Source organism: Colwellia hornerae, assembly GCF_007954355.1.
GTDB lineage: Bacteria > Pseudomonadota > Gammaproteobacteria > Enterobacterales > Alteromonadaceae > Colwellia_A > Colwellia_A hornerae.
Genome location: NZ_VOLR01000005.1, coordinates 97,545 through 120,867 on the forward strand (window position 1 = coordinate 97,545; position 23,323 = coordinate 120,867).

The 23,323-nt window shown below is 38.2% G+C and carries 21 protein-coding genes; 11 read left to right on the top strand and 10 right to left on the bottom strand.

Annotated elements, in window-relative coordinates:
• Positions 1 to 12 precede the first annotated feature (12 nt).
• From ESZ26_RS04720 to ubiU, 3 genes are all read right to left on the bottom strand, one after another.
• Positions 13 to 708: a pseudouridine synthase gene (locus tag ESZ26_RS04720; protein ID WP_146798486.1), complete on the bottom strand. Its 696-nt coding sequence runs from the start codon at positions 706 to 708 to the stop codon at positions 13 to 15.
• 243 nt (positions 709 to 951) lie between these two features.
• Positions 952 to 1,833 (bottom strand): U32 family peptidase, encoded by an 882-nt coding sequence (locus ESZ26_RS04725; RefSeq protein ID WP_146798488.1) that lies wholly within the window; start codon positions 1,831 to 1,833, stop codon positions 952 to 954.
• Positions 1,834 to 1,974: 141 nt separating this feature from the next.
• Positions 1,975 to 2,970 carry a ubiquinone anaerobic biosynthesis protein UbiU gene (gene ubiU / locus ESZ26_RS04730; RefSeq protein WP_146798490.1) on the bottom strand — a complete coding sequence of 332 codons (996 nt, stop codon included), beginning with the start codon at positions 2,968 to 2,970 and terminating at the stop codon, positions 1,975 to 1,977.
• A 277-nt stretch (positions 2,971 to 3,247) separates the two neighbouring features.
• Here ubiU and ubiT point away from each other — a divergent pair, with 277 nt between their 5' ends.
• From ubiT to ESZ26_RS04765, 6 genes are all read left to right on the top strand, one after another.
• Positions 3,248 to 3,730 (top strand): ubiquinone anaerobic biosynthesis accessory factor UbiT, encoded by a 483-nt coding sequence (gene ubiT / locus ESZ26_RS04735; RefSeq protein WP_211361202.1) that lies wholly within the window; start codon positions 3,248 to 3,250, stop codon positions 3,728 to 3,730.
• A 173-nt stretch (positions 3,731 to 3,903) separates the two neighbouring features.
• Entirely contained in the window at positions 3,904 to 4,539 is a 636-nt protein-coding gene (locus ESZ26_RS04740) for a LysE family translocator (protein ID WP_146798492.1), read from the top strand.
• 24 nt (positions 4,540 to 4,563) lie between these two features.
• The gene (locus ESZ26_RS04745; RefSeq protein WP_146798494.1) at positions 4,564 to 4,872 is read left to right on the top strand and encodes an Mpo1-like protein; all 309 of its coding nucleotides are present in this window, start codon (positions 4,564 to 4,566) and stop codon (positions 4,870 to 4,872) included.
• A gap of 77 nt (positions 4,873 to 4,949) precedes the next feature.
• Positions 4,950 to 5,432: a DUF1697 domain-containing protein gene (locus ESZ26_RS04755; RefSeq protein WP_146798496.1), complete on the top strand. Its 483-nt coding sequence runs from the start codon at positions 4,950 to 4,952 to the stop codon at positions 5,430 to 5,432.
• 263 nt (positions 5,433 to 5,695) lie between these two features.
• Positions 5,696 to 6,154, top strand: coding sequence for a hypothetical protein (locus ESZ26_RS04760; RefSeq protein ID WP_146798498.1), 459 nt, complete (start codon positions 5,696 to 5,698; stop codon positions 6,152 to 6,154).
• A 1-nt stretch (position 6,155) separates the two neighbouring features.
• Positions 6,156 to 6,371, top strand: a complete 216-nt coding sequence (locus ESZ26_RS04765) for a helix-turn-helix transcriptional regulator (protein WP_146798500.1) — start codon at positions 6,156 to 6,158, stop codon at positions 6,369 to 6,371.
• Positions 6,372 to 6,396: 25 nt separating this feature from the next.
• On the opposite strand, the gene ESZ26_RS04770 is transcribed toward ESZ26_RS04765, so the two are convergent.
• Positions 6,397 to 9,264 carry an ATP-binding protein gene (locus ESZ26_RS04770; RefSeq protein ID WP_146798502.1) on the bottom strand — a complete coding sequence of 956 codons (2,868 nt, stop codon included), beginning with the start codon at positions 9,262 to 9,264 and terminating at the stop codon, positions 6,397 to 6,399.
• 101 nt (positions 9,265 to 9,365) lie between these two features.
• The gene (locus ESZ26_RS04775) at positions 9,366 to 10,199 is read right to left on the bottom strand and encodes an ion transporter (RefSeq protein WP_146798636.1); all 834 of its coding nucleotides are present in this window, start codon (positions 10,197 to 10,199) and stop codon (positions 9,366 to 9,368) included.
• A gap of 338 nt (positions 10,200 to 10,537) precedes the next feature.
• On the opposite strand from ESZ26_RS04775, the gene ESZ26_RS04780 reads away from it, so the two are divergent.
• Positions 10,538 to 11,875, top strand: a complete 1,338-nt coding sequence (locus ESZ26_RS04780) for a sodium-dependent transporter (protein WP_146798504.1) — start codon at positions 10,538 to 10,540, stop codon at positions 11,873 to 11,875.
• A 216-nt stretch (positions 11,876 to 12,091) separates the two neighbouring features.
• On the opposite strand, the gene ESZ26_RS04785 is transcribed toward ESZ26_RS04780, so the two are convergent.
• From ESZ26_RS04785 to ESZ26_RS04800, 4 genes are all read right to left on the bottom strand, one after another.
• Positions 12,092 to 13,291, bottom strand: coding sequence for a GGDEF domain-containing protein (locus tag ESZ26_RS04785; protein WP_146798506.1), 1,200 nt, complete (start codon positions 13,289 to 13,291; stop codon positions 12,092 to 12,094).
• Positions 13,292 to 13,345: 54 nt separating this feature from the next.
• Positions 13,346 to 14,824 carry a DNA recombination protein RmuC gene (locus ESZ26_RS04790; protein ID WP_223271551.1) on the bottom strand — a complete coding sequence of 493 codons (1,479 nt, stop codon included), beginning with the start codon at positions 14,822 to 14,824 and terminating at the stop codon, positions 13,346 to 13,348.
• A gap of 99 nt (positions 14,825 to 14,923) precedes the next feature.
• Complete coding sequence (locus ESZ26_RS04795; RefSeq protein WP_146798508.1) at positions 14,924 to 15,142, bottom strand: TIGR02922 family protein; 219 nt, start codon at positions 15,140 to 15,142, stop codon at positions 14,924 to 14,926.
• 131 nt (positions 15,143 to 15,273) lie between these two features.
• Positions 15,274 to 16,797, bottom strand: coding sequence for a fumarate hydratase (locus ESZ26_RS04800; RefSeq protein WP_146798510.1), 1,524 nt, complete (start codon positions 16,795 to 16,797; stop codon positions 15,274 to 15,276).
• Between the two features lie 169 nt (positions 16,798 to 16,966).
• On the opposite strand from ESZ26_RS04800, the gene pabB reads away from it, so the two are divergent.
• From pabB to ESZ26_RS04815, 3 genes are all read left to right on the top strand, one after another.
• Positions 16,967 to 18,388 carry an aminodeoxychorismate synthase component I gene (pabB, locus tag ESZ26_RS04805; protein ID WP_146798512.1) on the top strand — a complete coding sequence of 474 codons (1,422 nt, stop codon included), beginning with the start codon at positions 16,967 to 16,969 and terminating at the stop codon, positions 18,386 to 18,388.
• 41 nt (positions 18,389 to 18,429) lie between these two features.
• A complete protein-coding gene (locus ESZ26_RS04810) occupies positions 18,430 to 18,999 on the top strand; it encodes a CoA pyrophosphatase (RefSeq protein ID WP_146798514.1) in 570 nt (189 codons plus the stop codon).
• Between the two features lie 132 nt (positions 19,000 to 19,131).
• Positions 19,132 to 20,523: an L-serine ammonia-lyase gene (locus ESZ26_RS04815; protein WP_146798516.1), complete on the top strand. Its 1,392-nt coding sequence runs from the start codon at positions 19,132 to 19,134 to the stop codon at positions 20,521 to 20,523.
• Positions 20,524 to 21,198: 675 nt separating this feature from the next.
• On the opposite strand, the gene cysB is transcribed toward ESZ26_RS04815, so the two are convergent.
• Positions 21,199 to 22,173, bottom strand: a complete 975-nt coding sequence (gene cysB, locus ESZ26_RS04820; protein WP_070374031.1) for an HTH-type transcriptional regulator CysB — start codon at positions 22,171 to 22,173, stop codon at positions 21,199 to 21,201.
• A gap of 326 nt (positions 22,174 to 22,499) precedes the next feature.
• Between cysB and ESZ26_RS04825 the strand changes: the two genes are divergently transcribed.
• Positions 22,500 to 23,267: a hypothetical protein gene (locus tag ESZ26_RS04825; RefSeq protein WP_223271552.1), complete on the top strand. Its 768-nt coding sequence runs from the start codon at positions 22,500 to 22,502 to the stop codon at positions 23,265 to 23,267.
• The last annotated feature ends 56 nt before the right edge of the window (positions 23,268 to 23,323 follow it).

Below are 23,323 nucleotides of genomic sequence, written 5' to 3' on the forward strand. Positions count from 1 at the left end.
GAAGTTAGCTAGCTAAAAGCTATTTACCTCGGCATCTGTTAAATAGCGCCACATACCTAGTTCAATATCTAAGTTAATCTTGCCTATTTGCTGACGGTGTAAAGCAACCACTTTGTTGCCAACCGCGGCAAACATTCGCTTAACTTGATGGTATTTACCTTCGGTGATAGTCAGTAATACTTCTTTTTCATTGAGTATTTCTAGTTTAGCCGGCAGAGTCAGTTGCTCTTCTCCTTGTAACTGTAATCCAGCGGTAAAACGCTCAATGAGCTCAGCTGACTTTTCAGGTAATATCGCATTACGTAAATTAACGCGGTAAACCTTAGCGCAGTCTTTTTTTGGTGAAATAATATTATGCGACCAACGGCCATCATCGGTGACTAATACTAAACCTGTGGTATCAGCGTCTAAGCGCCCAGCAATGTGAAGATCAAATACTTTGTCCACTTCAATGTAATTAAGTAAAGACGGATAGACTTCATCGATATTGCTGCAAATAGTATCTAAGGGTTTATGCATCATAATATAGCGAGAAGTCCGCGCCGTGAGCGCTTCACCGTTAACAGTAACGCTGTTATTTTCATGCACTTGTGTCGCTGCATTTTTTATCACTTCACCATTAACTCGAACATCGCCCATTTTAAGCAACTTTTTCGCTTCACTTCGGGTCAGTTCAGTGCTCTTACATATAAATTTATCAATACGCATGGTTAATTAGGTTCAGTGTTTAGTCATTATAAGTATCGCTATTATCCTTTATAGCCAGTAAGAATCAACTAAGAAAAATAAAAAGCCGGTCAGCAAAATGAATAACACGGTTTTTAAAAAGTACATATTAGGTTAATAAGTCAATATTGCTTTTTTACCAGCTTAAAAAGTGAGCAAAACTGATTAATACACTCACCATTTTATCGCTATTGAAGGTGACTATTTACAGCATAAAATCCGATATCATGCTAAGGACATGCCGGCAATCTTATGCCAGTAACCATTACACTCTTCAACACTATTTAGTGGATAATGTTTAGCTTGGCCAAGCTGTTCTTTAAAGGAAGATATCTTAGTAAAGGCATCCACACTGTCTGCACTTATACGGACAATATCGACGCCTATTTCCGCCATATCTGGTACTTCATTAATTAAGTTATATTGATAGCCCGACATTGTTTGTATACCATTTAAGACAAAGACACGTTCACCTTCACGACTGTTCATTTTCCTGCCTAATGGGTATTTAATGCAACAAAGTTCGCAATTGTCTTTAGCTTTGTCTTCTGAACGAGCGGTAAAACAACGAGCAGAATAAGCCAGTGGCATATAACCCCAAGCAAAAATTTCACACTCAAATTGTGAACGAACATTATCTTCCTCTGCCTGTATTAGTAGTGTTTTCAGCCAATCGCCTGATAATTCAACAGGCATAACCCAACGACTCATACCTTGCTTAATTAAGACTTTCAATGTTGATAAGTTATAACAATTGATTGCTGGCCCCGCAACAAATGGCATTTTCAGCTGATGCATAATTTGTACAGCGCTAAGGTCATTCGCTTCAATGAGCAGTTCGCCATTATCACAAAGCTTTCGCATGGTTTGTATTTCAGTAGAGGACTCAAGTAAAGTCATGGTAGATAAAACGATTTCTTTATCAAGGTCACCCGCCAAGTCTTTTGCTAAGCCTATCCAATCTTTAGCTCGCAACTGGCGGCGTTTAGAGCAGACGGTTTCACCTAAATAAATAATATCCGCTGCGCTATTTTTAGCTTGTTGATAATAAGATTCCACTTCAGCTTTTGGCCAAAAAAACTGACTAGGTCCAAGAGAAAATTTCATAGTGTTTCCAATTTTTATTTTACTGTTTGACATTAGGCTATCGTGCAAAGTAAGTTCTTTTAACTGCCGTTATTAATGCCTATGCAAATAATGGCAAGCTATGAGCATGGATAAACGCATATTTAGCACTAAGCGCTTACCTTATTGCCATTTACGATGGTAAGCGCCAAGTGTCGTCTGCGTGCCTTCTGAAAGGTTCGCTAAGGTGTTCATCCACGCACCTTCAACGGTAAACTTATCTGGGTTTTGTTTAAATCGGTCAATGGCACTACGCCATGTTTTAGTAACCTGTTCAACGTATGCCGGGCTTCGCTGTCGTCCTTCAATTTTAACTGAAGCGATCCCCATTTTACTGAGCTCTGGAATAAGCGCTAAGGTGTTCAAACTGGTTGGCTCTTCAAGGGCATGATAAACATTATTATCAACCTCAAAACGCCCTTTACACAACGTTGGATATCCTGCATTTTCATTAGGTTGATAGCGGTCTATCAGCACACCATTTAAACGACTCTCTAAACCTTTTGTTGTTTCTTGCCAGCGAACATATTTTGCTGGCGAGCAAGCACCCGCAGTATTTGGTGACTCACCCGTCATATAAGAAGACAAATAGCAGCGCCCTTCCGACATAATACATAAGCTACCAAAAGCAAAGACTTCAAGCTTTACTGGGCTTATTTTCGCTAATTGTCTAACTTGCCCAATCGAGAGTACGCGTGGCAAGACCACCCGTTCAACGGCGAAGTTATTGGCAAAAAAGTTTATCGCCTCAATGTTAGTGGTTGAGGCTTGCACAGAAACATGACGTTCAACATCTGGGTATTTATTCGCAGCATAATCAAGCACGCCCAAATCGGCGATAATCAAAGCATCCGTACCAATAGCTACGGCATTATCGACAGCTTTTCGCCAGCGATGTTCACCGCCAGCATGAGCAAAAGTATTAATAGCAAGGTGTAACTTTTTACCGTGACGATGTACATAATCAGCGGCTTTTTCAAGCTTGCCATCATTAAAGTTTAATCCAGCAAAATGACGGGCATTGGTGTCATCTTTCATCCCAATATAAACGGCATCAGCGCCATTATCTATGGCAGTTTTAAGTGCAGGCAGGTTACCTGCTGGGCATAAGAGTTCCATAAAGTAGACAAAATAATTAATAAGAATAAAGGTACCCGAAGTGTAGCGCTAAAAATTTTGTACTTTTTTGACCTGAAATAACTTCTTAGTTTTTAATACTGTTTGATAATCTTTGTTCCTAAACTTGATCTACCCCCAAATAATAAATAAACAATTCGGTACACTTCTCTTATGACTCCTAAAAAATGTTGCCACAATTTTGCTTAATATTACTCAATGTTCAAACTTACTTAGCGCTGTAAATATTAAAAAAATCCCGCTAGCCTTCAGGGCTACTGTGGTTGATTTAGTCCCTAAAATATTAAAACCAACGTTAAGTGTTGTCCCTTATAGTCTTCAAAAAAAGTTATTGTTGGCCGCATTACAATCGGTGTTTAAAGAAGCCTTAGCCGACAATGATTTCGCGTTTTTAGAAGATAAATGGCTACATATTTCAGTAACCGACTTGGCATTAAATTGGTTACTCAGCAGTAACAACGGTCAATTGATTATGGCCGAAGATAAGCAAAGACAAACAGCTGATGTAAGCTTTTCAGCCAGTAGTGATGACTTACTATTAATTGCTGGGCGTCAAGAGGATCCCGATACCTTATTCTTTCAACGACGCTTAAAAATTGTCGGTGATACTGAGCTAGGACTTGAGGTAAAGAACTTAATTGATGCGCTGGATATTGAAAATTTACCCAGCCTCGTTCATAAAGTGGTTAACTGTCTTGCTATGATTGTCCAACAGACAAAGCAAGAAAAGGGCTTAATATAAAGAAAAAAACATCACGTTAATAGCGCAGACTCAAGTACTGATTGAAGATTAACTTTAAAGATAGCCGGTGAGTTTTTTCAGAAACTAAAACAAAACCTTAGTTACTCATTCATTACTTGCTGAACACGTCAAAGAATATTAAAGTTTCATTAATTATATCAACGAGAAGCACCATGGAACTTTTACAAGGTTTACTGTTAATTAGTTCAATTCATTTATTAGCAGCCGCATCACCAGGGCCTGATTTTGTTTTAGTGTCTCAACAAACATTAAGCCACGGCAAAAAAGCCGGCTTTATGTGCAGTATCGGCATTGCGCTTGGTTTATCGATACACATAATTTATTCTGCTTTAGGCTTAGCTGCCATTATCGCTAACTCAGCAGCAACGCTATGGGTAATTAAGATATTAGGTGGCTGTTACTTATTATATCTAGGGCTTCAAGGGCTTCGTGCGAAAGCCTCGACAGAAGTCAGTAGCAAAGCTGATGCAACACCGTCGATAAAACGTTCATCTATCAAAAATATCGGTGTTGGTTTTTTATGTAATGCCTTAAACCCAAAAGCACCGATTTATTTTGTCGCGCTATTTACCGTGGTACTTTCTCCCGACTTACCGTTATTACACTTAGTTATTTATGGTCTTTGGATGATGGCTATTCAACTCGCTTGGTTTTCATCTGTGGTAGTTTTGCTATCTCAGCCAAAAATAAATGAAAAATTTCAACGTTTGGGACATTGGATAGACCGAATTTTAGGCGGAGCAATGATACTGATTGGCTTAAAAATATTGACCAGTAAAATTAATTAACATCACTTACCAGAGGAATAACTAATGGCGGTAAAAAAATACCAGACCTTTAGCGAATTTTATCCATTTTATTTAAGCCAACACCAAAATATTACCTGTCGACGCTTACATTTTATTGGTTCGTCGTTAATAATATTACTGATTGTTTATTGTATTAACTATGCGTTATGGCAAGGCTTATGGTTTATCCCTGTGATAGGTTATGGATTTGCTTGGCTGGGACATATGATCTTTGAGAAAAACAAACCCGCCACATTTACCTATCCTTTCTATAGTTTACTCGGCGACTGGGTGATGTTTAAGGATATATTGACAAGAAAAATTAAATTTTAACGGGGTTAAGGCTTAACGATGAACACTTATATTTCATTACTGCGGGGCATTAATGTTAGTGGCCAAAAAAAATAAAAATGGCTGAGCTAACAATACTCTATCAATCACTGATGCTTGAAAATATAAACACTTATATTCAAAGTGGTAATGTCGTATTTCAAAGCGCCAATAATAAAGAAGAGTTAAAATCATCACTCGAAACAGCGATTCACGCATATTTTAATTTTGACGTTGAGGTACTTATATTAACCAAGAGCGAGTTAGCCAATACCGCTAACAAATTACCTTTTAGCGATATTAATATCGAACAAGAAGGCAGTAAAATTTTAATATTTTTTCTCTCTAAAAAAGTATCAGATGACCAAACACAAGTTCTTGCTCGTTATCTAACCAATGCAGAACAATTAGTTATAGGTAAAGAGGTTATTTATCTCTATTGCCCTCAGGGCTTAGGAAAGAGCAAACTTACCAATAAGCTAATAGAAAAAAAACTACAACTCACCGCTACCGCACGTAACATCAAAACCGTACATAAGTTGTTATTACTTTGTGATGGTTAAAACGACGACAGTATTACCCTGCAACCCGCTAAAGCTTTCTTACCGCCGACTTTATGTAAAGAAATATCCTTAAAAACATTAGTGATAAGGTAGCTCCTCCCTCAAATTTATCCGCGTTAACTTCATTTAAAATGACCATATTGTAAAAAAACCAATCAAAATGTAAAAAATATTTGACATACCACCAACTAAGCCTTAGGCTAAACCAATGTCAAATATATTAGACACAGTGTCAAAAAATTCAATCACAAAAAGGAAAGAACATGTCTTACAGGGCAATCAGTATTTTAGTATCACTGTTAATTACACTTGGTATTTGGGGCAATTATACCTTGGGCGTGATTAATTTATATCAGCGGCAATTATTTTCTGTCGAGACTATGTATGGCCTATTATTTAGTGCAGTGATTTATACCATTTTTTTGGAAATCATCTTGCAAACCACCCTAGCTATTTTTAAGCACAAAGAAGCAAATGATAAGAGTGATGAGCGTGATAAAATTATTTCAAGGCGCGCAAATTCATATGCTTATAAGATATTATCATTTGGTGTTTTTTGTGTGACCTTCTATATTCTGTTTCCAGTCCTTGCACAATTTACTTTTTCAATGCCGGGGTTAGCTAAAGAGTATGAAATTATGCATTTAATTATTGCATTTTCTTTACTTGCAGAGGTTATTTGTTCTTCAGTGAAGTTAATTTCTTATCGTCGAGGCTATTAATATGGCTAAAGTTATTACCAATAATATTAGAAAACTGCGCTTTGAGCACCAAGAAATGACTCAGCAAAAACTTGCCGATAGCGTTTCAGTCTCTAGGCAAACCATCGTCGCCATTGAAAAAGGAAAGTATTCTCCTTCTTTAGAAGTTGCTTTTAAAATTGCTGATCTATTTGAACAACCAATAAGCCAAGTGTTTACTTATCAAGAAGATCATTAATGGATGAAAACTAAGGGTAATAACTCTACCAAAGCACTTGGTCTATTTCATTAAGTAGACTTTGCGCCGCTTCACTGATCAGCTGAGAAGACTCGCTTTTAATATTTTTTTCTAATTTTATCGCACTCACTGAAACAAGCGAAAAACCAAACATCTGTGCCGCGCCAGCAATACGATGAGCCAATTCAGCCAGTTTTTCTAATTCATTATTTTTAATGTGAAGAATTATATCTTGCTGCTCTAACACTAAATTCGATTTAAACTCAGTGACTAAATCAGACATATCAACGGTTGAAATAACACGTTCAGCTGCGCTTTCATCCATTTTTTCACCAAAGTATTTAGCGATGGTCGCAATAAATAATTTTCGCTCAATAGGCTTTTTTAAATGGCCATCGAAGCCAAGGGCTAAATATTTGTCAACTTCATGGGACATAGCATTGGCTGTTAGTGCGACTATAGGGCGAAGGCATCCTTTTTGTCGCAATACTTTAAAAGCCTCAATACCATCCATCTCTGGCATTTGAATATCCATAAGAATGAGGTTAGGATTGCTTTTTAAACAAAGCTCAACTGCTTCTCGACCGTTACTAGCAGACAAGACCTCTAAACCTAATGATGTTAATAAACGAGCGATTAAACGACGATTATCATCATGGTCGTCGGCCAGTAAAACTTGCCCTTCAAACTTACTCTCTCGGGCAACAGCCGTTAATGCACAAGCGACAATTTTAGTAGGAGGAATATCTGCTAGTTGAATCGATTCGAGTTGTTTACAAGGTAAGACTAACGTAAAAGTACTGCCCTTATTTAGCGTACTTGTTACTGATATTTTACCTGACATTAGTTTTGCTAATTGCTCAGATAAACACAAACCTAAACCTGAACCGCCAAACCTTCGGCTAATGCTGCTGTCACCTTGGGTGAAGCTGGTAAAGACTTGCTGTAATTGTGTTTCACTCATGCCAATACCGGTATCGCTTACGGCAATCGTTAACGCCGCATTTTTCACCGATATATCAAGGGTAACTGAGCCCTTATTGGTAAATTTAATGGCATTAGAACATAAGTTAATTAAAATTTGTTTTAGACGAAAGCCATCAATGGTGAGGAGGAATTTACTTGGCAAGGTATGCACTATTTGAAATTGTAAGCCTTTAACTGTTGCTGACTTGATAAAAATATTCGCAATATCATGTAAAATAACCTGTAAGTCTTGCTCGACAAGTTCTAGCTCTAATTTATTAGCCTCGACCCGACTTAAATCTAAAATATTATTAATAAGTTCTAATAAATGTAAACTATTGCCGTGAATAATTTTAACTTCTTTGTGCAGGTGCCCCTCATCAATATCACCATTTATTATCGCCTCTGCTTGGCCAATAATTGACGTTAAAGGCGTCCTTATTTCATGACTCATGTTCGCAAGAAATTGACTTTTAATGGCATTAGCCTTGACCAACTCGCTAGTGAGCAGCTCTAACTCTTGAGTACGATTTTTAACTCGCTCAGATAATTTTAACTTAGAGCGTTTTTCAATATTTCGGTTCAAAATAAACAACACCAGTACGATAATAAAACAAGCAGCGACTAGGCTAAAGTTACGCTGTTGATCGGCTTGCTCTGTCTCCAAGGCCTGAAGTTGCTTATTTTGCTTAAGCTGACTAACTTCTTGTCTTAGTTTTTTTGACTCGAAGTCTGATAGCTGGCTATTGAGCTGATTATTAGCAATTTTTCTTGTTCTTTTGATATATTCTTGATGTGTTGCAAACGCCGCACTCTGCTTATTTTGTGCCGCATAAATCAACGCTAATAGCGCCATATTATTCGTTATTTGTTCTTCATGACCCATTTGTTTAGCTATTTCATCAGAGAGAAGTAAATTTTGATACGATTTTTCAACATAGCCTAATGAAAACTCTGCTTGCGCTAAACTATAAAGCCCGCCTGCTAAGGCCGTTTTATGGTCTGATGCTTTACCCAAATTTATCGCTTGAGTTGCATATTTGGTGGCATTTATTGGCTGGTTCATCATATTATAAAGGCCAGCAATATTATGACTAAAAGACGCTAGGTAATAGGTGTTATTGGATTGTTCAAAATACGCTATCGCTTGTAGCAGCAATTTAAGGGCTTTCTGGTACTCCCCTGAATATTTATAAACCGTGCCTAATTCACCCTGAGCCTTAGCTAAAGTGATTTTGTCATCGACATAGGGGAGCTGTGCAATAACATCGAGGTAAAGTTCAATCGCAACATCGTATCTTTTTAAACGTAAATATAAACCAGCGATATTATAACGAACATCAATTTGATCTTGCTTAGTGCCAAATTTATTGTAAATGGTTTCAGCTAATTGAAAGTTTACTAAGGTTTTGCTGGTATCACCAAGATCAATATAAGCTAAGGCAAGATTATTGTATAAACCGGCTAATCTAAGCGGCTCAGCTGAATTTATATAGTAACTTAATGAGGCTTGAGAAGCGGTTATAGACTGAGAATATTCGCCCATTAAATAGTGGTAGATGCCGATCGTTTTATCAGCATCAGCAGCTATTTTTTTTAAGTTGTTGTCCGTCGCTAATAATTGCACCCGTTGAGCGCTAGCTAATGCTAATCGAAGGTCTCTTAATTGATAATAATGCTTTTCTTGTATTTGCAAAATGGCAATGGTTTGCTGGAGTGTTAAAGACGAGCGCGTTAACAATGATTTTGAATAATCAACCGCTTGCTGGTCGTCTTCAATATTTTTAAGAATCTCAATGTCTTGTGATATTTTTTGGTCACCAATGCGCACAGAGCTTTGCTCAGCTGCAATCACTGCAGACGAAAAAAATGAAGTTTGAACAATAATAACGATAAAAAAGTAAACAATTCGCTTGAAAGCAATCATTAATAACAACCAAAACACTTGAATTAAATATGATTTTTACTTTTATACCATCTTATTTAATTAAATCCCACAAGTGTTCGGTTATCTATAAAAAAACCTTATTAACTGTGGTTAAGTTTTTCCTTCAGTAAAGCCTTAATTTCGACGAGTTCACGCTCAAGATTTTCAATTTGCGCTCGGCTAGCAGGCTCGCCACCTTCACCCGTTTCGCCATGTTGTTCGGCGCGATAGTTTTCGTTCTCTTTGCCCATCACTTCGAGAATAGTACCCACCATCATGTTTAAGAAGATAAAGGCGGTTAAGAAAATAAAGGTCAGGTAATAAATCCAGCTAAGCGGATGAATCGCCATCGTTTCATACATCACATCGGTCCAATCTTCAAAAGTGGCAATACGAAAGAGTGTTAACATCGATATGGAAACATCTCCCCAGAGCACTTTATTAATATCATTAAAAACCATACTGCCGACCGCAGCATAAATATAAAAAATAACAAACATTAGTAAGGCGATATAGCCCATGCGCGGAATAGCTTTGATCAGAGAATTAATCAGCAAGCGTAATTCAGGCACCATAGAAACTAAACGTAACACCCGAAATACACGTAATAAACGCGCTAATAAGACACCTGAACCACCCGTTGGTATCAAACTACCAATAACAATCAAGGTATCGAAAACATTCCAACCATTTTTAAAAAAATTCTTTTTATCTGGAAATGCCATAAAACGTATCGATAACTCAATAACAAAAAATACGGTAATAACACTGTCTAAAAAAACCAATATTCTTAATGCTTGTGGCGGCAAGTTATGCGTTTTTGCGCCAATAAGTAACGCTGACATAATAATAACGGCAATGATTGACCATTGAAATAAAGGACTCGCGTCAATCTTTTTTAGCCGTTCTTGAACACGTAACACATAGGGATTCATAAATAAGGTTCTCTCAACAATAACATGAAGCCGTGTTGTCACCAACAAACCGGCTATTACAGCGTTCTTCTCCAAAATAAACGCGGCTTTTTTGCAATAAAGTCCAAGCTTATCTTGAAACCTTAGCAACCATCACTTTCCATAAGTATTGCTCATGGCACCAATTTAACTTCAACCTATATAAGGGTAATATTTTTGAAAGCAAGTTTATCAACCATTAGTTGCTCGGTTTAGCGTGTTTATATTTTCTCAGAAACAAATTTTTAAAAAACCGTTGCTATATGATCTGAACTCGGTAAGCTCATCAACAAATAAAAATAATATGCATTCAATACTATATGACACAAACTAGAGATTCTTTTCACTCCCGTATCGGGTTTGTTTTGGCTGCTGCAGGTTCAGCAATTGGTTTAGGCAATATTTGGGGATTCCCTACCCAAGCTGCTAATAATGGCGGTGGTGCTTTTTTATTCGTCTATTTACTGGTAACACTTTTACTCGCCCTCCCCGCTTTGTATGCAGAAATATACATAGGTAACCAGGCGCAAAAGAACCCCGTAGCAGCATTAAAAGAAGCTTGCCAAGACACTCTGCCCAATGTGGGTAAATATGCCGGCATAATCGGCCTATGTGGCGCTATGATGATGTTAAGCTTTTACACTATAGTCGCCGGTTGGATGTTAGCACATGCACTTTCTGCTTTTACTGAACTGTTAGGCTTAACCAGTATTTCCCAGTGGTTAGCAATATCAAGTACCGAACGTAATTTATTATTTACGCCACTTTTTATCTTACTAGGCGCCGCCATTATACATCAGGGTGTAAATGCCGGTATCGAAAAATGGTCTGCCCGTTTAATGCCGTTATTATTAGTGATGCTTATTGGTTTAATTATTTATATTTTACGCCAACCCGGTGCAGAGAAAGGCTTAGCGTTATATTTAATTCCTGATTTTTCACAAGTAACCAACCCTAAACTCATTATATCGGCGATGGGACAAGCCTTCTTTTCACTATCCATTGGCGTAGGTGGCATGATGGTATATGGCTCATACATGCAAAAAGGTAAAGACATCGGTAAATTAGCTATCTCTATCACCGCACTTGATACTTTTATCGCTTTTATGGCCGGACTGTTAATCATCCCAGCACTTTTTGTTGCTCAAGAAGCGGGCCTTGAAGTATTTAGTAATAATGAATTGATTGGTGAAGGACAGTTAATTTTCAAAATATTACCTGAACTGTTTAATTCAATGGGTAATGTTGGCTTAATTGTTTCAAGCTGTTTTTTCCTGCTGTTGTCAATTGCTGCATTAACATCAACCATTTCATCAACTGAAGTACCTGTTTCTTATTTAATGGAAGACAAAAACTTAACCCGTTCTAGAGCGACTTGGTTAGTATCATTTGTTGTGCTTTGTGCCAGTATGCTATTAATTGCTTTCTTTGATGAGTTATTTGGTTTAGTTATTCGAGTATTAACGACAATCTTGCAACCATTAAGTTGTTTGTTCTACTTTATCGTGGTTGGCTGGTTGTGGAATAGAGGTAATAAACTCCGCGATAAAGCGCTACAAGAAGGCAGGAAGTGGCTACCAATCTGGGGGAATTACCTACGTTTTGTCTGCCCGTTGTTGTTAAGTGTGGTTTTTGTTAATGTCGCAATATTGAATTAAGTGCTATTGACTGGGTCAACCGACATTGTACCAGTCACTTCAAACCAGACCCTGAAATAAATTCAGGGTGACGATGGCCTCTACTCATTGACAATGACGACAATGACCTCTGCTCAATGAAAAGGCTTCTACTCGATGATGGTAGTTTCCAGGGTGACGCTGGCTTCTACTGGCTAATGATCTTTGCAGGCAATTATCAACTTCATTTAGCCAATTTTAATAACTGACATTGTTACGCCCTTTATTCTTCGCTTTGTACAACGCTTGATCAGCACACTTTAACGCTTGTGCAAAACTTTGTTTATTTTCTCGTACTGCAGCGCCGATTGAAATAGTGACGTTCACTGTTTTAAATTCATTATTTTTGCCCGCATTTTTAGCGTTTCGCTCTTGTTTAGTTTTTCGTTGCGGGTGACGAATAACAATTTTATACGCTTCAATAGCTTGGCACACTGCTACTAACTCAGGTAAGGCTTGGTCAATACTTTTACCAGGAAATACGATGGTAAACTCTTCTCCGCCATAACGAAAAGCTTTGCCTCCCCCTTTAACACTGCCAATTTTTTTTGCCACTAACTTTAATACTTGGTCGCCAATATCATGGCCATAAGTATCATTAAACTTTTTAAAATGATCAATATCTAGCATAGCAAGGGTATATTTACGCCCAAGCGATAAGGCCAACTGATTCAGTGCCCGACGTGATGGTAATCCGGTTAAGTCATCTCGATAGGCAAGGAAATAAGCATCGATAGCAATCACTAACACATAGTATAAGCTGAGTAATGTCAGCGTTAAACTTATCGGTAGCTCAATTAATTGATATTGATGACACAGCCAAAACAGCAAAGAAACAGCAAGCGCTGAAGTCACTAAATCCGCTTTAATCATCGCCCGCCAAACAATAACAACACTAGATAAAGCCAGCGGTAATTCTAAGCGAATCACCTGACTAAACTCTGCCAGATTGGGTAGCGCTTTTACAAAAAGAATAATCGGTTCACTCATCGTTAACCAGACAAAGACGATGACAGCCACTACTGAGATAGCGACCAATCGATAAAGACCATGAACGGAGATAACACCACGGTCTTTCATTAAGGAAAATAGAAGTAAAGCGCAACAGCCAAATAACGTTAGCCAATCACCCTGTTGCGCTAACCAAGTTGACCAAGGCGGTGAAAAAGAAATACTGCCATAATATAAAAGCCATAATAATGATAAATAGGCTAACCTGCTACGATTAAAGTAACTCGCAAAGACAATCACGACGGCTAAGAACACCACTAATAATTGTTCAACAATCACTATTTGCTTTAACCAAAACACTTGGCTTTTCACCATAAAAAAGTAAACTAAAGCAAAAGTGACTAAACTAAAAAACAATGTTTTTAGTCCTATAATTTTTTGCAACAAGATTAACTCCTTAGATTAAGTCATCGTCAAATGATACTTGGCCAAACAAACAATTTAAACAACAGGCAGCGCTTGCTCACTGTCTATTTTGCTATCTATACCACTGGGGTTTTCATCGCTGTCATTTTTTAATTCGACCTGTTCAATTTTATCAAAGCGTGATGATATTTTATCCGCTGAGGTATGAATTTGTTTTACGTCACTCGCGGCTTGATCTATGTGTTTTGCTAAATTGGCAAAACGAGATTTAAAGCGACTAAAGTCTTGTGATAAATGTGAGAGGTGCGCTTGAATAACATGTATTTGCTTACGGGTTGCTTCATCTTTTAGCACCGAGCGTGACGTTGTTAATATAGCCATTAACGTGGTGGGCGATGCCAGCCACACTCGCTTCTTATTGGCGTAGTCAACTAAGTCACCATGGTGTGCATGAATTTCAGCAAAAATAGCTTCTGCTGGAATAAACATAATGGCGCCATCGGCGGTTTCTTTTTCAATTAAGTATTTAGCACTAATATCATTAATGTGTTTTTTTATATCGAGTTTAAACTGACGTTCTGCCGATTTTCGGTCGTGCTCACCTAATTGGTTATCCAACATTTTTTTATAGTTCTCTAACGGGAACTTAGAGTCGATAACAACATTCCCCGTTGGCTCAGGTAAAAATAAAATACAGTCAGCAATTTTTCCATTTGATAACGTATGCTGCAAAGAAAAGTTTTGCTCGGGGATCACGTTACGAATAAGGCTATTAAGCTGAACTTCACCAAAGGCACCCCGCGAACGTTTATCACTTAACACTTCTTGTAAGCTGACCACGTTTGAGGAAAGTTCGGTTATTTTCTTCTGCGCATCATCAATCAAGGCGAGACGTTGTAAAATATCATTAAAGGTTTTTGTTGTTTTCTCAAATCCTTCTGCCAAACGTTTTTCTACCTGCCCGCTAATTTCTTTTAAGCGGTTATCAGTAGAGACAGTTAATCCATCAATACGCTTAGCCATTTGCTCACTCGATGCTTGCAATGACTTAGTCAAATCTTCACGGCTCACTTGTGTCACTCGATGTAGATGATCAACAAGTTGATCAACAGATTTTAGCTGGTTTTGATTAAAAACGACTTGGTGCTCATGCAATGCGCGATGTAATTTTTCACTACTGGCATGCAGGCTAGACGCTTGCTTTTCACCTTGCTCAGCATGCTGATACAACAGCTTGATTTTAAAATCAGAGATTTGTTGTTCGAAATAAGTCTTTAACTCAACTTGCTGATTGGCCAGTTGTTGATGATTAAAGCTAGTTTGCTGCTGTAGTTGCTGTTGATATTTATTGGAGACTTCACTATCAACGGTTAATTTCTCAAACAGTAACTGTGACTTTTCGTTTTGCAAAGACAACTGTAATGACATTTTTTTTATTTTAAAAAAGAGTATAAAACTTATTAAAAAGCACAATACCAATAAAGTAGCGGCAAGCAGCATAAAAATTTCGGCAGGAATTTTTTCTAAAAAAGCAGGAAGTACATCGATAAACATAAAATCACATCAGTAACACTGTAAATATTATCAGTATTAAACCATAGAAATATACTCAGGTTAAGTTTATTCTAAGTTGGGTCTTTAACCAGTGAATATTTAATAATCATTGATGAGGTGAATACGATCGCCGACTTTATTAAGAATGGTTATTTCTCCATCACACACCGCAACAATCGATTTTTCTTCTTTAAATTTTTCCGGAATAATAACCCGCCCACTGGCATTTTCTGCAAATTGTCCAACAAAGTGCATTAGCTCAAGTGAATCCTCAATATAATAAATAATAGTAACAGTGCGAAGATTAGTGTTAGTCATAATTAACGTTTTCAATACTTAATTTTAATGATTGTCCTATTAGTGTAGTCGAAAATAATCAACTTATTATCACTAATAAAAAAGCGCCCTAGGGCGCTTATTATAAAATTATTAAATGAAACCCGTGTCAATTAGCTTTTTGATTTGGCATCTTGTACTTCAATCTTAGCTTTCCAAATAGCAGGGCCGGTAACATGAACCGACTCTCCTTGGCTATCGACAGCTACCGTTACTGGCATGTCTTCAACTTCAAACTCGTAAATAGCTTCCATGCCCATATCTTCAAAGGCAACAACTCTTGCTTTTTTAATGGCTTTCGATACTAGGTATGCTGCACCACCAACGGCCATTAAATACACTGACTTATGGTTTTTAATGGTTTCAACAGTCTCTGCGCCACGTTCAGCTTTGCCAATAGTGCCAAGTAAACCTGTTTCAGAAAGCATCATTTCAGTAAATTTATCCATACGTGTTGCTGTAGTTGGACCCGCAGGGCCAACAGCTTCATCACCAATAGCATCAACAGGACCTACGTAGTAAATAAACTTGTCGGTAAAGTCTACCGGTAACTTTTCGCCCTTGGCTAACATATCTTGAATACGTTTGTGAGCAGCATCACGTCCGGTTAGGATAGTCCCGCTCAGTAATACTGTTTCACCCGTTTTCCAGCTACTGATATCGGCTTTCTTCAAGGTATCGACATTAACACGACGTACGTTTTCGCCAACTTCCCAGGTTATTTCTGGCCAATCTTCTAATTTTGGTGGTGTTAAGTTAGCAGGACCAGAACCATCTAAGTGAAAATGCACATGACGCGTTGCCGCACAATTAGGGATCATCACCACAGGTTTTGATGCAGCGTGAGTAGGTGCTGACATAATTTTAATATCAACAACTGTCGTTAAACCACCAAGACCTTGTGCGCCAATACCTAATTTATTAACACGTTCAAAAATTTCTAAACGCAGTTTTTCTTCTGCTGTTTCAGCACCGCGATCCATTAATTCTTGAATATCTACCGGTTCCATTAAACTTTCTTTAGCAAGTACCCCTGCTTTTTCAGCTGTTCCCCCGATACCTATGCCTAACATCCCTGGTGGACACCAGCCCGCGCCCATTGATGGTAGTGTTTTAACCACCCAATCAGCGATTGAATCGCTAGGGTTTAACATCACCATTTTAGATTTGTTTTCACTACCGCCGCCTTTTGCAGCGATCATGATATCAACACCACCACCAGCAACCATATCAATATGTACAACCGATGGCGTATTATCTTTAGTATTAATACGCGCGCCAGCAGGGTCTTTGACAATAGAGGCGCGTAATGGGTTATCTGGATTTAAATAAGCTTGTCGAGTACCTTCATCAACCATCTGTTGAACCGTTAAATCAGTTTTGTCCCACTGAACATCCATGCCCACTTTTACGAAACAAGTTACTATACCGGTATCTTGACAAATAGGACGCTGGCCATGGGCTGACATTCTAGAATTAATTAAGATCTGGGCAATAGCGTCTTTAGCTGCGCTGCTTTCTTCTTTATGGTAGGCTTTTTCAAGTGCTTGAATGAAGTCTAAAGGGTGATAATAAGAAATGTACTGTAATGCATCGGCAATACTTTCAATTAAATCTTGTTGTTTAATGATAGTCATGAGGGTCTCTTTTTATGCAGATCGACAGATGTAGTTCAACAGCATTTACCTACTCAACTGAAATTATAGATAAACTAGGTAAGCTGAAAATGGTTGAAAGTTATAAATTTGCAGATATCATACCCTTCTTGCTAACGAGCTTCCACAATATTATCGAGTAAAACCCGCCATGTTCACTATTTCTGCCCAGCATTTTACCGTAGAAAAATCTATCGATGTAAAAGCCTTGTTTTCAGCTTTTAGTCATCAACCTTGGGCAATGTGGCTTGACTCTTGTGGTGATAAACAGTCACCTGCACACGTTGATAGCAATTTTGACATTATCGTTTGGCAACCGGAAGTGACGTTAACCACCCAAGGCGTTCAAACGGAAGTACGGTGGTTAAAAGATGACAAAAAACAAATTAGTGATGAAAACCCATTAACGCTACTCAAAGAAATTCAACAACAATGTTTCAATAACATTAACGTGGCCGCCAGCCACTTGCCATTTAATGGTGGCAGTATCGGTTATTTTTCTTACGATTTAGGCCGACGTTTTGAGAACTTACCCAATCAAACCACTCGAGATATCGATTTAGCCGAAATGTCGATAGGACTTTATTTTCAGGCATTAATCTTTGATCACCAAGCTCAACAGTTTTGGTTAGTTTGCCCACAACCGCATCGCGAAAGTCTAACAATAGCAATAAATAAGCAGTTAGCCTTGGTAAAGAAAACCGCACAAAAAAAAGAAAAGTTTGCATTAAAGACCGATTGGCAATCGAATATCAGTAAAGCGCGTTATGATGAAAAATTTCAACGCGTGCAGCACTACTTATTGTCAGGTGATTGCTATCAAATTAATTTAGCGCAACGTTTCAGTGCTGATTATCAAGGTGATGAATTCGACGCTTATTGCGCGTTACGCGATAAAAACAAAGCGCCTTTTTCTGCATTCTTACGTTTTGAAAAAGCGAGTATTCTCAGTATCTCCCCTGAACGATTCTTACAAAAGAGAGGACGTAAAGTACAAAGCAAACCGATAAAAGGCACTAAACCGCGTAGTGATAATGCCATTATTGACCAGCAAAATTCAATTGATTTACAGTACTCAGAAAAAGATCGTGCCGAAAACTTAATGATTGTTGATTTACTCAGAAATGATATCAGTAAAGTGTGTATCCCTGGCTCGGTTAAAGTGCCTAAGTTGTTTGATATTGAAAGTTTTCCTGCGGTTCATCACTTAGTGAGTACCGTTGAGGGTGAGTTAGCAGCGCAATATCAGGCAACGGATTTATTAGCCGCTTCATTTCCTGGCGGTTCGATTACTGGCGCTCCAAAAATAAGAGCCATGGAAATTATTGATGAATTAGAACCACATCAACGAAGTATTTACTGTGGTTCTATTGGTTATATTTCTGCTTGTGGCAATATGGACACCAGCATTACTATACGTACCTTGTTATGTGAAAAAAATAACGCCACCCAAGCGAATATCATTTATTGTTGGGCCGGTGGTGGTGTGGTTGCAGATTCAAAAGTCGACTCTGAATATCAAGAAACCTTTGATAAAGTAAATAAAATATTACCGGTGTTATCCGCGCTTTAACTTTTTGTTGTTTTGACTTTTTTGCCATCGATGGATTTATAATGAACAAGCATGATTTTTTACAAAAATTTCAATTTTCAGCACTTAATGATTCACTCCATCAGTACCAGCACCATGCAACGCTAAAACCTGCAGCAGTGCTTATTGCCTTAATTGAAGAGGATAAGCAACTTTCTGTGGTGCTGACAAAACGGGCTAGTCATTTAAAACATCATCCTGGACAAATAAGTTTTCCCGGTGGAAAAATGGAAGACTTTGATGCGGGCTTTGTCAGCGCTGCCATCAGGGAAGCTGAAGAAGAGATCGGTTTAAATAGCGACAACATTAATATTGTCGGTCAATTACTTCCTTATGAAACCATCAGTGGTTATGTCGTTACCCCCATTATTGCTTTTATTGATAAAAAACAAAATTATGTGATCGATAAAAATGAAGTCGCTGAAATCTTTCAGGTACCGTTACAGCATTTTCTCGATGTTAATAATCATTACACTGTGACAATTGAGCGAGAGCGCAAACCTTTTTCAATTCACTTTATGCCCTTTGAGCACCATAATATATGGGGTGCTACAGCAGTAATGCTCAAAGATTTAGCAATTCAATTATCATGATTTTTTATGTTTTTGGCTAATATTGACTATAATTAAACTATTATTGTTTTTCTTGGTGATAGCTTTCAGTTACAATTACCGAAGATAATTCCATCTTTTGATAATTTTATCAAAATAAATTCAGGTTTTAGTATGATTAGTGTATTTGATATGTTTTCTATTGGCATTGGCCCGTCAAGTTCTCACACTGTGGGTCCAATGAAAGCAGCGAAGTTATTTGTTGAACAACTTAAAAATGAGCATAAATTACCACAAACAACGCGGGTAAAATGTGAGCTTTTTGGTTCGTTAGGACAAACAGGTATTGGCCATGGTACCGGCAAAGCGGTGATTTTAGGTCTGTCTGGCGAAAATCCAGATACGATTGCCGTCGACGCTATTGATTCAATTCTTGAAGCCGTGGTCAGTAGCCAAAAAATTTCGCTTAATGGTGAGCACTTAGTTTCATTTCCTAAAAATGATGCCATTATTTACCATCGCCGTAAAACCTTACCTGCTCATTCTAATGCCATGACTATCTTTGCCTTTGAAGATATTCCAGGAAAAGAAAGTACGCTATTACTAGAGCAAACATATTATTCAATCGGTGGCGGCTTTATTGTTAACGCGCGCGACTTTGAAAAAGAAAAAGATAAAGCACTCTCTCTGCACAGCAATATTAAACGTCCTCATTATTTTTCATCAGCGACCGAGCTTATCAACGAAGCTAATGAGAAAAACCTCAGGATCAGTACTATCATGATGAATAATGAGAAGTGCTTAGCCGATGAAGCCACTGTTAGAGCTAAATTAGTTAATATCTGGCAAGCAATGAAAGATTGTGTCGACCGTGGCATTAAAACCGAAGGTATTTTACCCGGTGGTTTAAAAGTTGCGCGCAGAGCCCCTGCTCTTTATAAAGCATTGTCAGTTGAAAACAACAACGACCCACTTATTGCCATGGACTGGGTTAACTTATTTGCACTTGCGGTTAATGAAGAAAATGCCGCCGGTAGTCGTGTTGTAACGGCGCCAACCAATGGTGCGGCGGGTATTATACCTGCCGTATTATGCTACTACGATAAGTTTGTTAGACCGGTTGATGAAGACACCTGTGTACGCTATTTATTAACTGCCGCAGCCATTGGTATTTTATACAAGACTAACGCGTCAATTTCTGGTGCTGAAGTGGGCTGTCAAGGTGAGGTTGGCGTGGCTTGTTCTATGGCGGCTGGCGCATTAACTGAAATTATGGGTGGGTCGCCAAGTAAAGTAGAAAACGCGGCAGAAATCGGTATGGAGCATAATCTGGGGTTAACCTGTGACCCTGTTGGTGGCTTAGTTCAAGTGCCTTGTATCGAACGTAACGCTATGGGTTCGGTAAAGGCGATCAACGCATCGCGTTTAGCTTTACGTGGCACCGGTAATCAAAAGGTTCCACTAGATAAAGTCATTAAAACTATGTGGGAAACCGGCAACGATATGAAAACTAAATATAAAGAAACTTCTCGTGGCGGCTTAGCGGTCAACATTACCGAATGTTAAGACGTTTCTAATCGCAAACCTGTAACAGATAAAGGGTTAATGGCTAAAAATTTGTCGTTCCATGCCATCGACATGCAAGGGAGCACTCATGCAGCGAAGGTATATACCTAAGAATGGCCTTGGCACCACAACATTGCCTCCATGGATGGAGGGTCTATGATTTGTCAGGAACAAAAAATCATGACCGTTCATCCTGAACATTCTTCGTTCCTTGCCATCCTTGGCATCACGACATACCGTTCATCCTGAACATTGTTCGTTCCTTGCCATCCTTGGCACCACGACATACCGCTCATCCTGAACATTGTTCGTTCCTTGCCATCCTTGGCACCACGACATACCGTTCATCCTGAACATTGTTCGTTCCTTGCCATCCTTGGCACCACGACATACCGTTCATCCTGAACATTGTTCGTTCCTTGCCATCCTTGGCACCACGACATACCGCTCATCCTGAACATTGTTCGTTCCTTGCCATCCTTGGCACCACGACATACCGTTCATCCTGAACATTGTTCGTTCCTTGCCATCCTTGGCACCACGACATACCGTTCATCCTGAACATTGTTCGTTCCTTGCCATCCTTGGCACCACGACATACCGCTCATCCTGAACATAAAAAAGCGACTGATATCAGTCGCTTTTATATGTTTATTGATTGATACCTCAGTTGTTTTAACGAACAGGTAATTTAATATTCGCAAACATCTCATCTATTTCAGCATTGTTTTTTAATAAAACAGCTTTAGTGACTAAGTCACGATTTAAATGCGGCGCAAAACGCTCAATAAAATCAAACATGTAACCCCGTAAAAAAGTACCGCGTCTAAAACCAATTTTAGTAGTACTTGAATTAAATAAATGGCTGGCATCGATAGTCACTAAGTCACTGTCAATTCTTGGGTCAATCGCCATCGTAGCAATCACACCAACACCAACACCTAATCGCACATAGGTTTTAATCACATCAGCATCGGTGGCAGTAAAGGCTATTTTAGGCTCTACACCAACACTATTAAAAGCAGTATCGAGCTCTGAACGTCCCGTAAAACCAAAGACATAAGTCACTAACGAATACTTTGCTAAGTCTTCAATAGTAATGCCTTGTTTTTTGGCTAAAGGATGATCCGGTCGCACTATGATACTGCGATTCCAGTGATAACAAGGTAGCATCACTAAATCGTTATATAAGTGCAATGATTCGGTCGCGATAGCAAAATCAGCGTCCCCTTTGCCTGCGGCATCGCTAATTTGCGCTGGCGTACCTTGTGACATTTGCAAAGAAACTTTTGAGTACTTTTTCATGAAACCTTTAATCACTTCAGGCAATGCATAACGCGCTTGTGTATGCGTGGTCGATATACGTAACTTGCCTTCGTCGGGTTGAGTATGCTCGCGCGCAACCGCTTTAATCGCTTCAACTTTAGAGAGGATTTCTGTGGCAATATTGATCACTTCATTGCCTGGGGCAGTAACATGCGTTAAATGCTTACCACTGCGACCAAAGATTTGAATACCGAGTTCATCTTCTAGCATGCGAACTTGCTTGCTTATACCCGGTTGAGAGGTGAATAAACTTTCTGCTGTTGCAGATACATTTAAATTATTGTTGAGTACTTCAACAATATAGCGCAGTTGTTGCAGTTTCATAATTATACTTCAAAATTTTTAATGCTGATTGCTTATGCAAAAAATATATACTTAAATGAAGACTTATTCCATATTAATTTTCATTATTCTGCTTATACTCGGGATTTAATTTAAAAATGTAGGATTATTACTACAAAATTCACATCACTAAGTTAAAAAATGCTTATCATGGATGAATTGAGGTTTTTTATTCAAAATCAAAAATAATATCAACAGCCTTGTTTTCTATTAACAATAAAAGGCTAATATAAGGCTATGCTAATGTGTCCAATTTTTGTAGACTGCATTAGGTACATTTTTATTTTCACAGACGAGTAGTAAATATTATGGGCATTATCATTGCTTTAATTGTTGCATTAATTATTATTGTTGTCGCTGTTGGCGCAATTCAGCAACATAAAGAAAAACAAGAAAAAGAAAAACGCACAAAAGCGGCTAGGCAAAAAGCAATTATAGATGAAAGTGAAGACCTTATTCTGCATCTTGCCAATTTGCCCAACAACCCTGCTATTATCAATATACTTAATCGTCGTAGTTTAAGCGCTGTAAAATTGATGAGATCAATTTTACCTGAATCGAAATCAATCAAAAACAAAGTGTCTGAAATAGAATCTAGGCTAAAAGCGTCTGAAGACCAATCCGCTTCGCAATCAATGCAAGAAGAGCCGTTTATTCTCCCCGATAATGAGCAACAACTTGTCAGCATTTTACAATGTATTAAAAGATTACGTACAACACTTAAGTCAGAGCAAATTAAAGGCGCATTAGACGCACAGACATTCACTCATGAAGATAAAAAACTCGATGCTATGCAACTACAAATTAGTGTGGAAAGTTTAATAAAACGTGGCAACATGGCTTACCAAAAAGAAATGTTAGGCTCAGCTCGCCAATATTTTGAAAAAGCCTTGCAAACATTGTCCGCTCACCCTTCACAAACAGAATATACCGTTAGCAAGAAAGCAGAGGTTGAAGTCCAACTAGAAGAAATAACTAATGCACTAAAAAGTACCAATGCTAAAGATGCGGCGAAAAAAGCCAAAGATCAAGCAGATGACATAGATATATTATTTCAACCAAAGAAAAAATGGTAATCTATCACTATTAGTTAAACTAAAACCAGCGTTTAGCTGGTTTTTGTATTATCGGT

Coding starts and splice junctions, on each gene's coding strand:
- ESZ26_RS04720 (WP_146798486.1), bottom strand. CDS start 708: ATGCGTATTGATAAATTTATATGTAAGAGCACTGAACTGACCCGAAGT.
- ESZ26_RS04725 (WP_146798488.1), bottom strand. CDS start 1,833: ATGAAATTTTCTCTTGGACCTAGTCAGTTTTTTTGGCCAAAAGCTGAA.
- ubiU (WP_146798490.1), bottom strand. CDS start 2,970: ATGGAACTCTTATGCCCAGCAGGTAACCTGCCTGCACTTAAAACTGCC.
- ESZ26_RS04740 (WP_146798492.1), top strand. CDS start 3,904: ATGGAACTTTTACAAGGTTTACTGTTAATTAGTTCAATTCATTTATTA.
- ESZ26_RS04745 (WP_146798494.1), top strand. CDS start 4,564: ATGGCGGTAAAAAAATACCAGACCTTTAGCGAATTTTATCCATTTTAT.
- ESZ26_RS04755 (WP_146798496.1), top strand. CDS start 4,950: ATGGCTGAGCTAACAATACTCTATCAATCACTGATGCTTGAAAATATA.
- ESZ26_RS04760 (WP_146798498.1), top strand. CDS start 5,696: ATGTCTTACAGGGCAATCAGTATTTTAGTATCACTGTTAATTACACTT.
- ESZ26_RS04765 (WP_146798500.1), top strand. CDS start 6,156: ATGGCTAAAGTTATTACCAATAATATTAGAAAACTGCGCTTTGAGCAC.
- ESZ26_RS04770 (WP_146798502.1), bottom strand. CDS start 9,264: ATGATTGCTTTCAAGCGAATTGTTTACTTTTTTATCGTTATTATTGTT.
- ESZ26_RS04775 (WP_146798636.1), bottom strand. CDS start 10,199: ATGAATCCCTATGTGTTACGTGTTCAAGAACGGCTAAAAAAGATTGAC.
- ESZ26_RS04780 (WP_146798504.1), top strand. CDS start 10,538: ATGACACAAACTAGAGATTCTTTTCACTCCCGTATCGGGTTTGTTTTG.
- ESZ26_RS04790 (WP_223271551.1), bottom strand. CDS start 14,824: ATGTTTATCGATGTACTTCCTGCTTTTTTAGAAAAAATTCCTGCCGAA.
- ESZ26_RS04795 (WP_146798508.1), bottom strand. CDS start 15,142: ATGACTAACACTAATCTTCGCACTGTTACTATTATTTATTATATTGAG.
- ESZ26_RS04800 (WP_146798510.1), bottom strand. CDS start 16,797: ATGACTATCATTAAACAACAAGATTTAATTGAAAGTATTGCCGATGCA.
- pabB (WP_146798512.1), top strand. CDS start 16,967: ATGTTCACTATTTCTGCCCAGCATTTTACCGTAGAAAAATCTATCGAT.
- ESZ26_RS04810 (WP_146798514.1), top strand. CDS start 18,430: ATGAACAAGCATGATTTTTTACAAAAATTTCAATTTTCAGCACTTAAT.
- ESZ26_RS04815 (WP_146798516.1), top strand. CDS start 19,132: ATGATTAGTGTATTTGATATGTTTTCTATTGGCATTGGCCCGTCAAGT.
- cysB (WP_070374031.1), bottom strand. CDS start 22,173: ATGAAACTGCAACAACTGCGCTATATTGTTGAAGTACTCAACAATAAT.
- ESZ26_RS04825 (WP_223271552.1), top strand. CDS start 22,500: ATGGGCATTATCATTGCTTTAATTGTTGCATTAATTATTATTGTTGTC.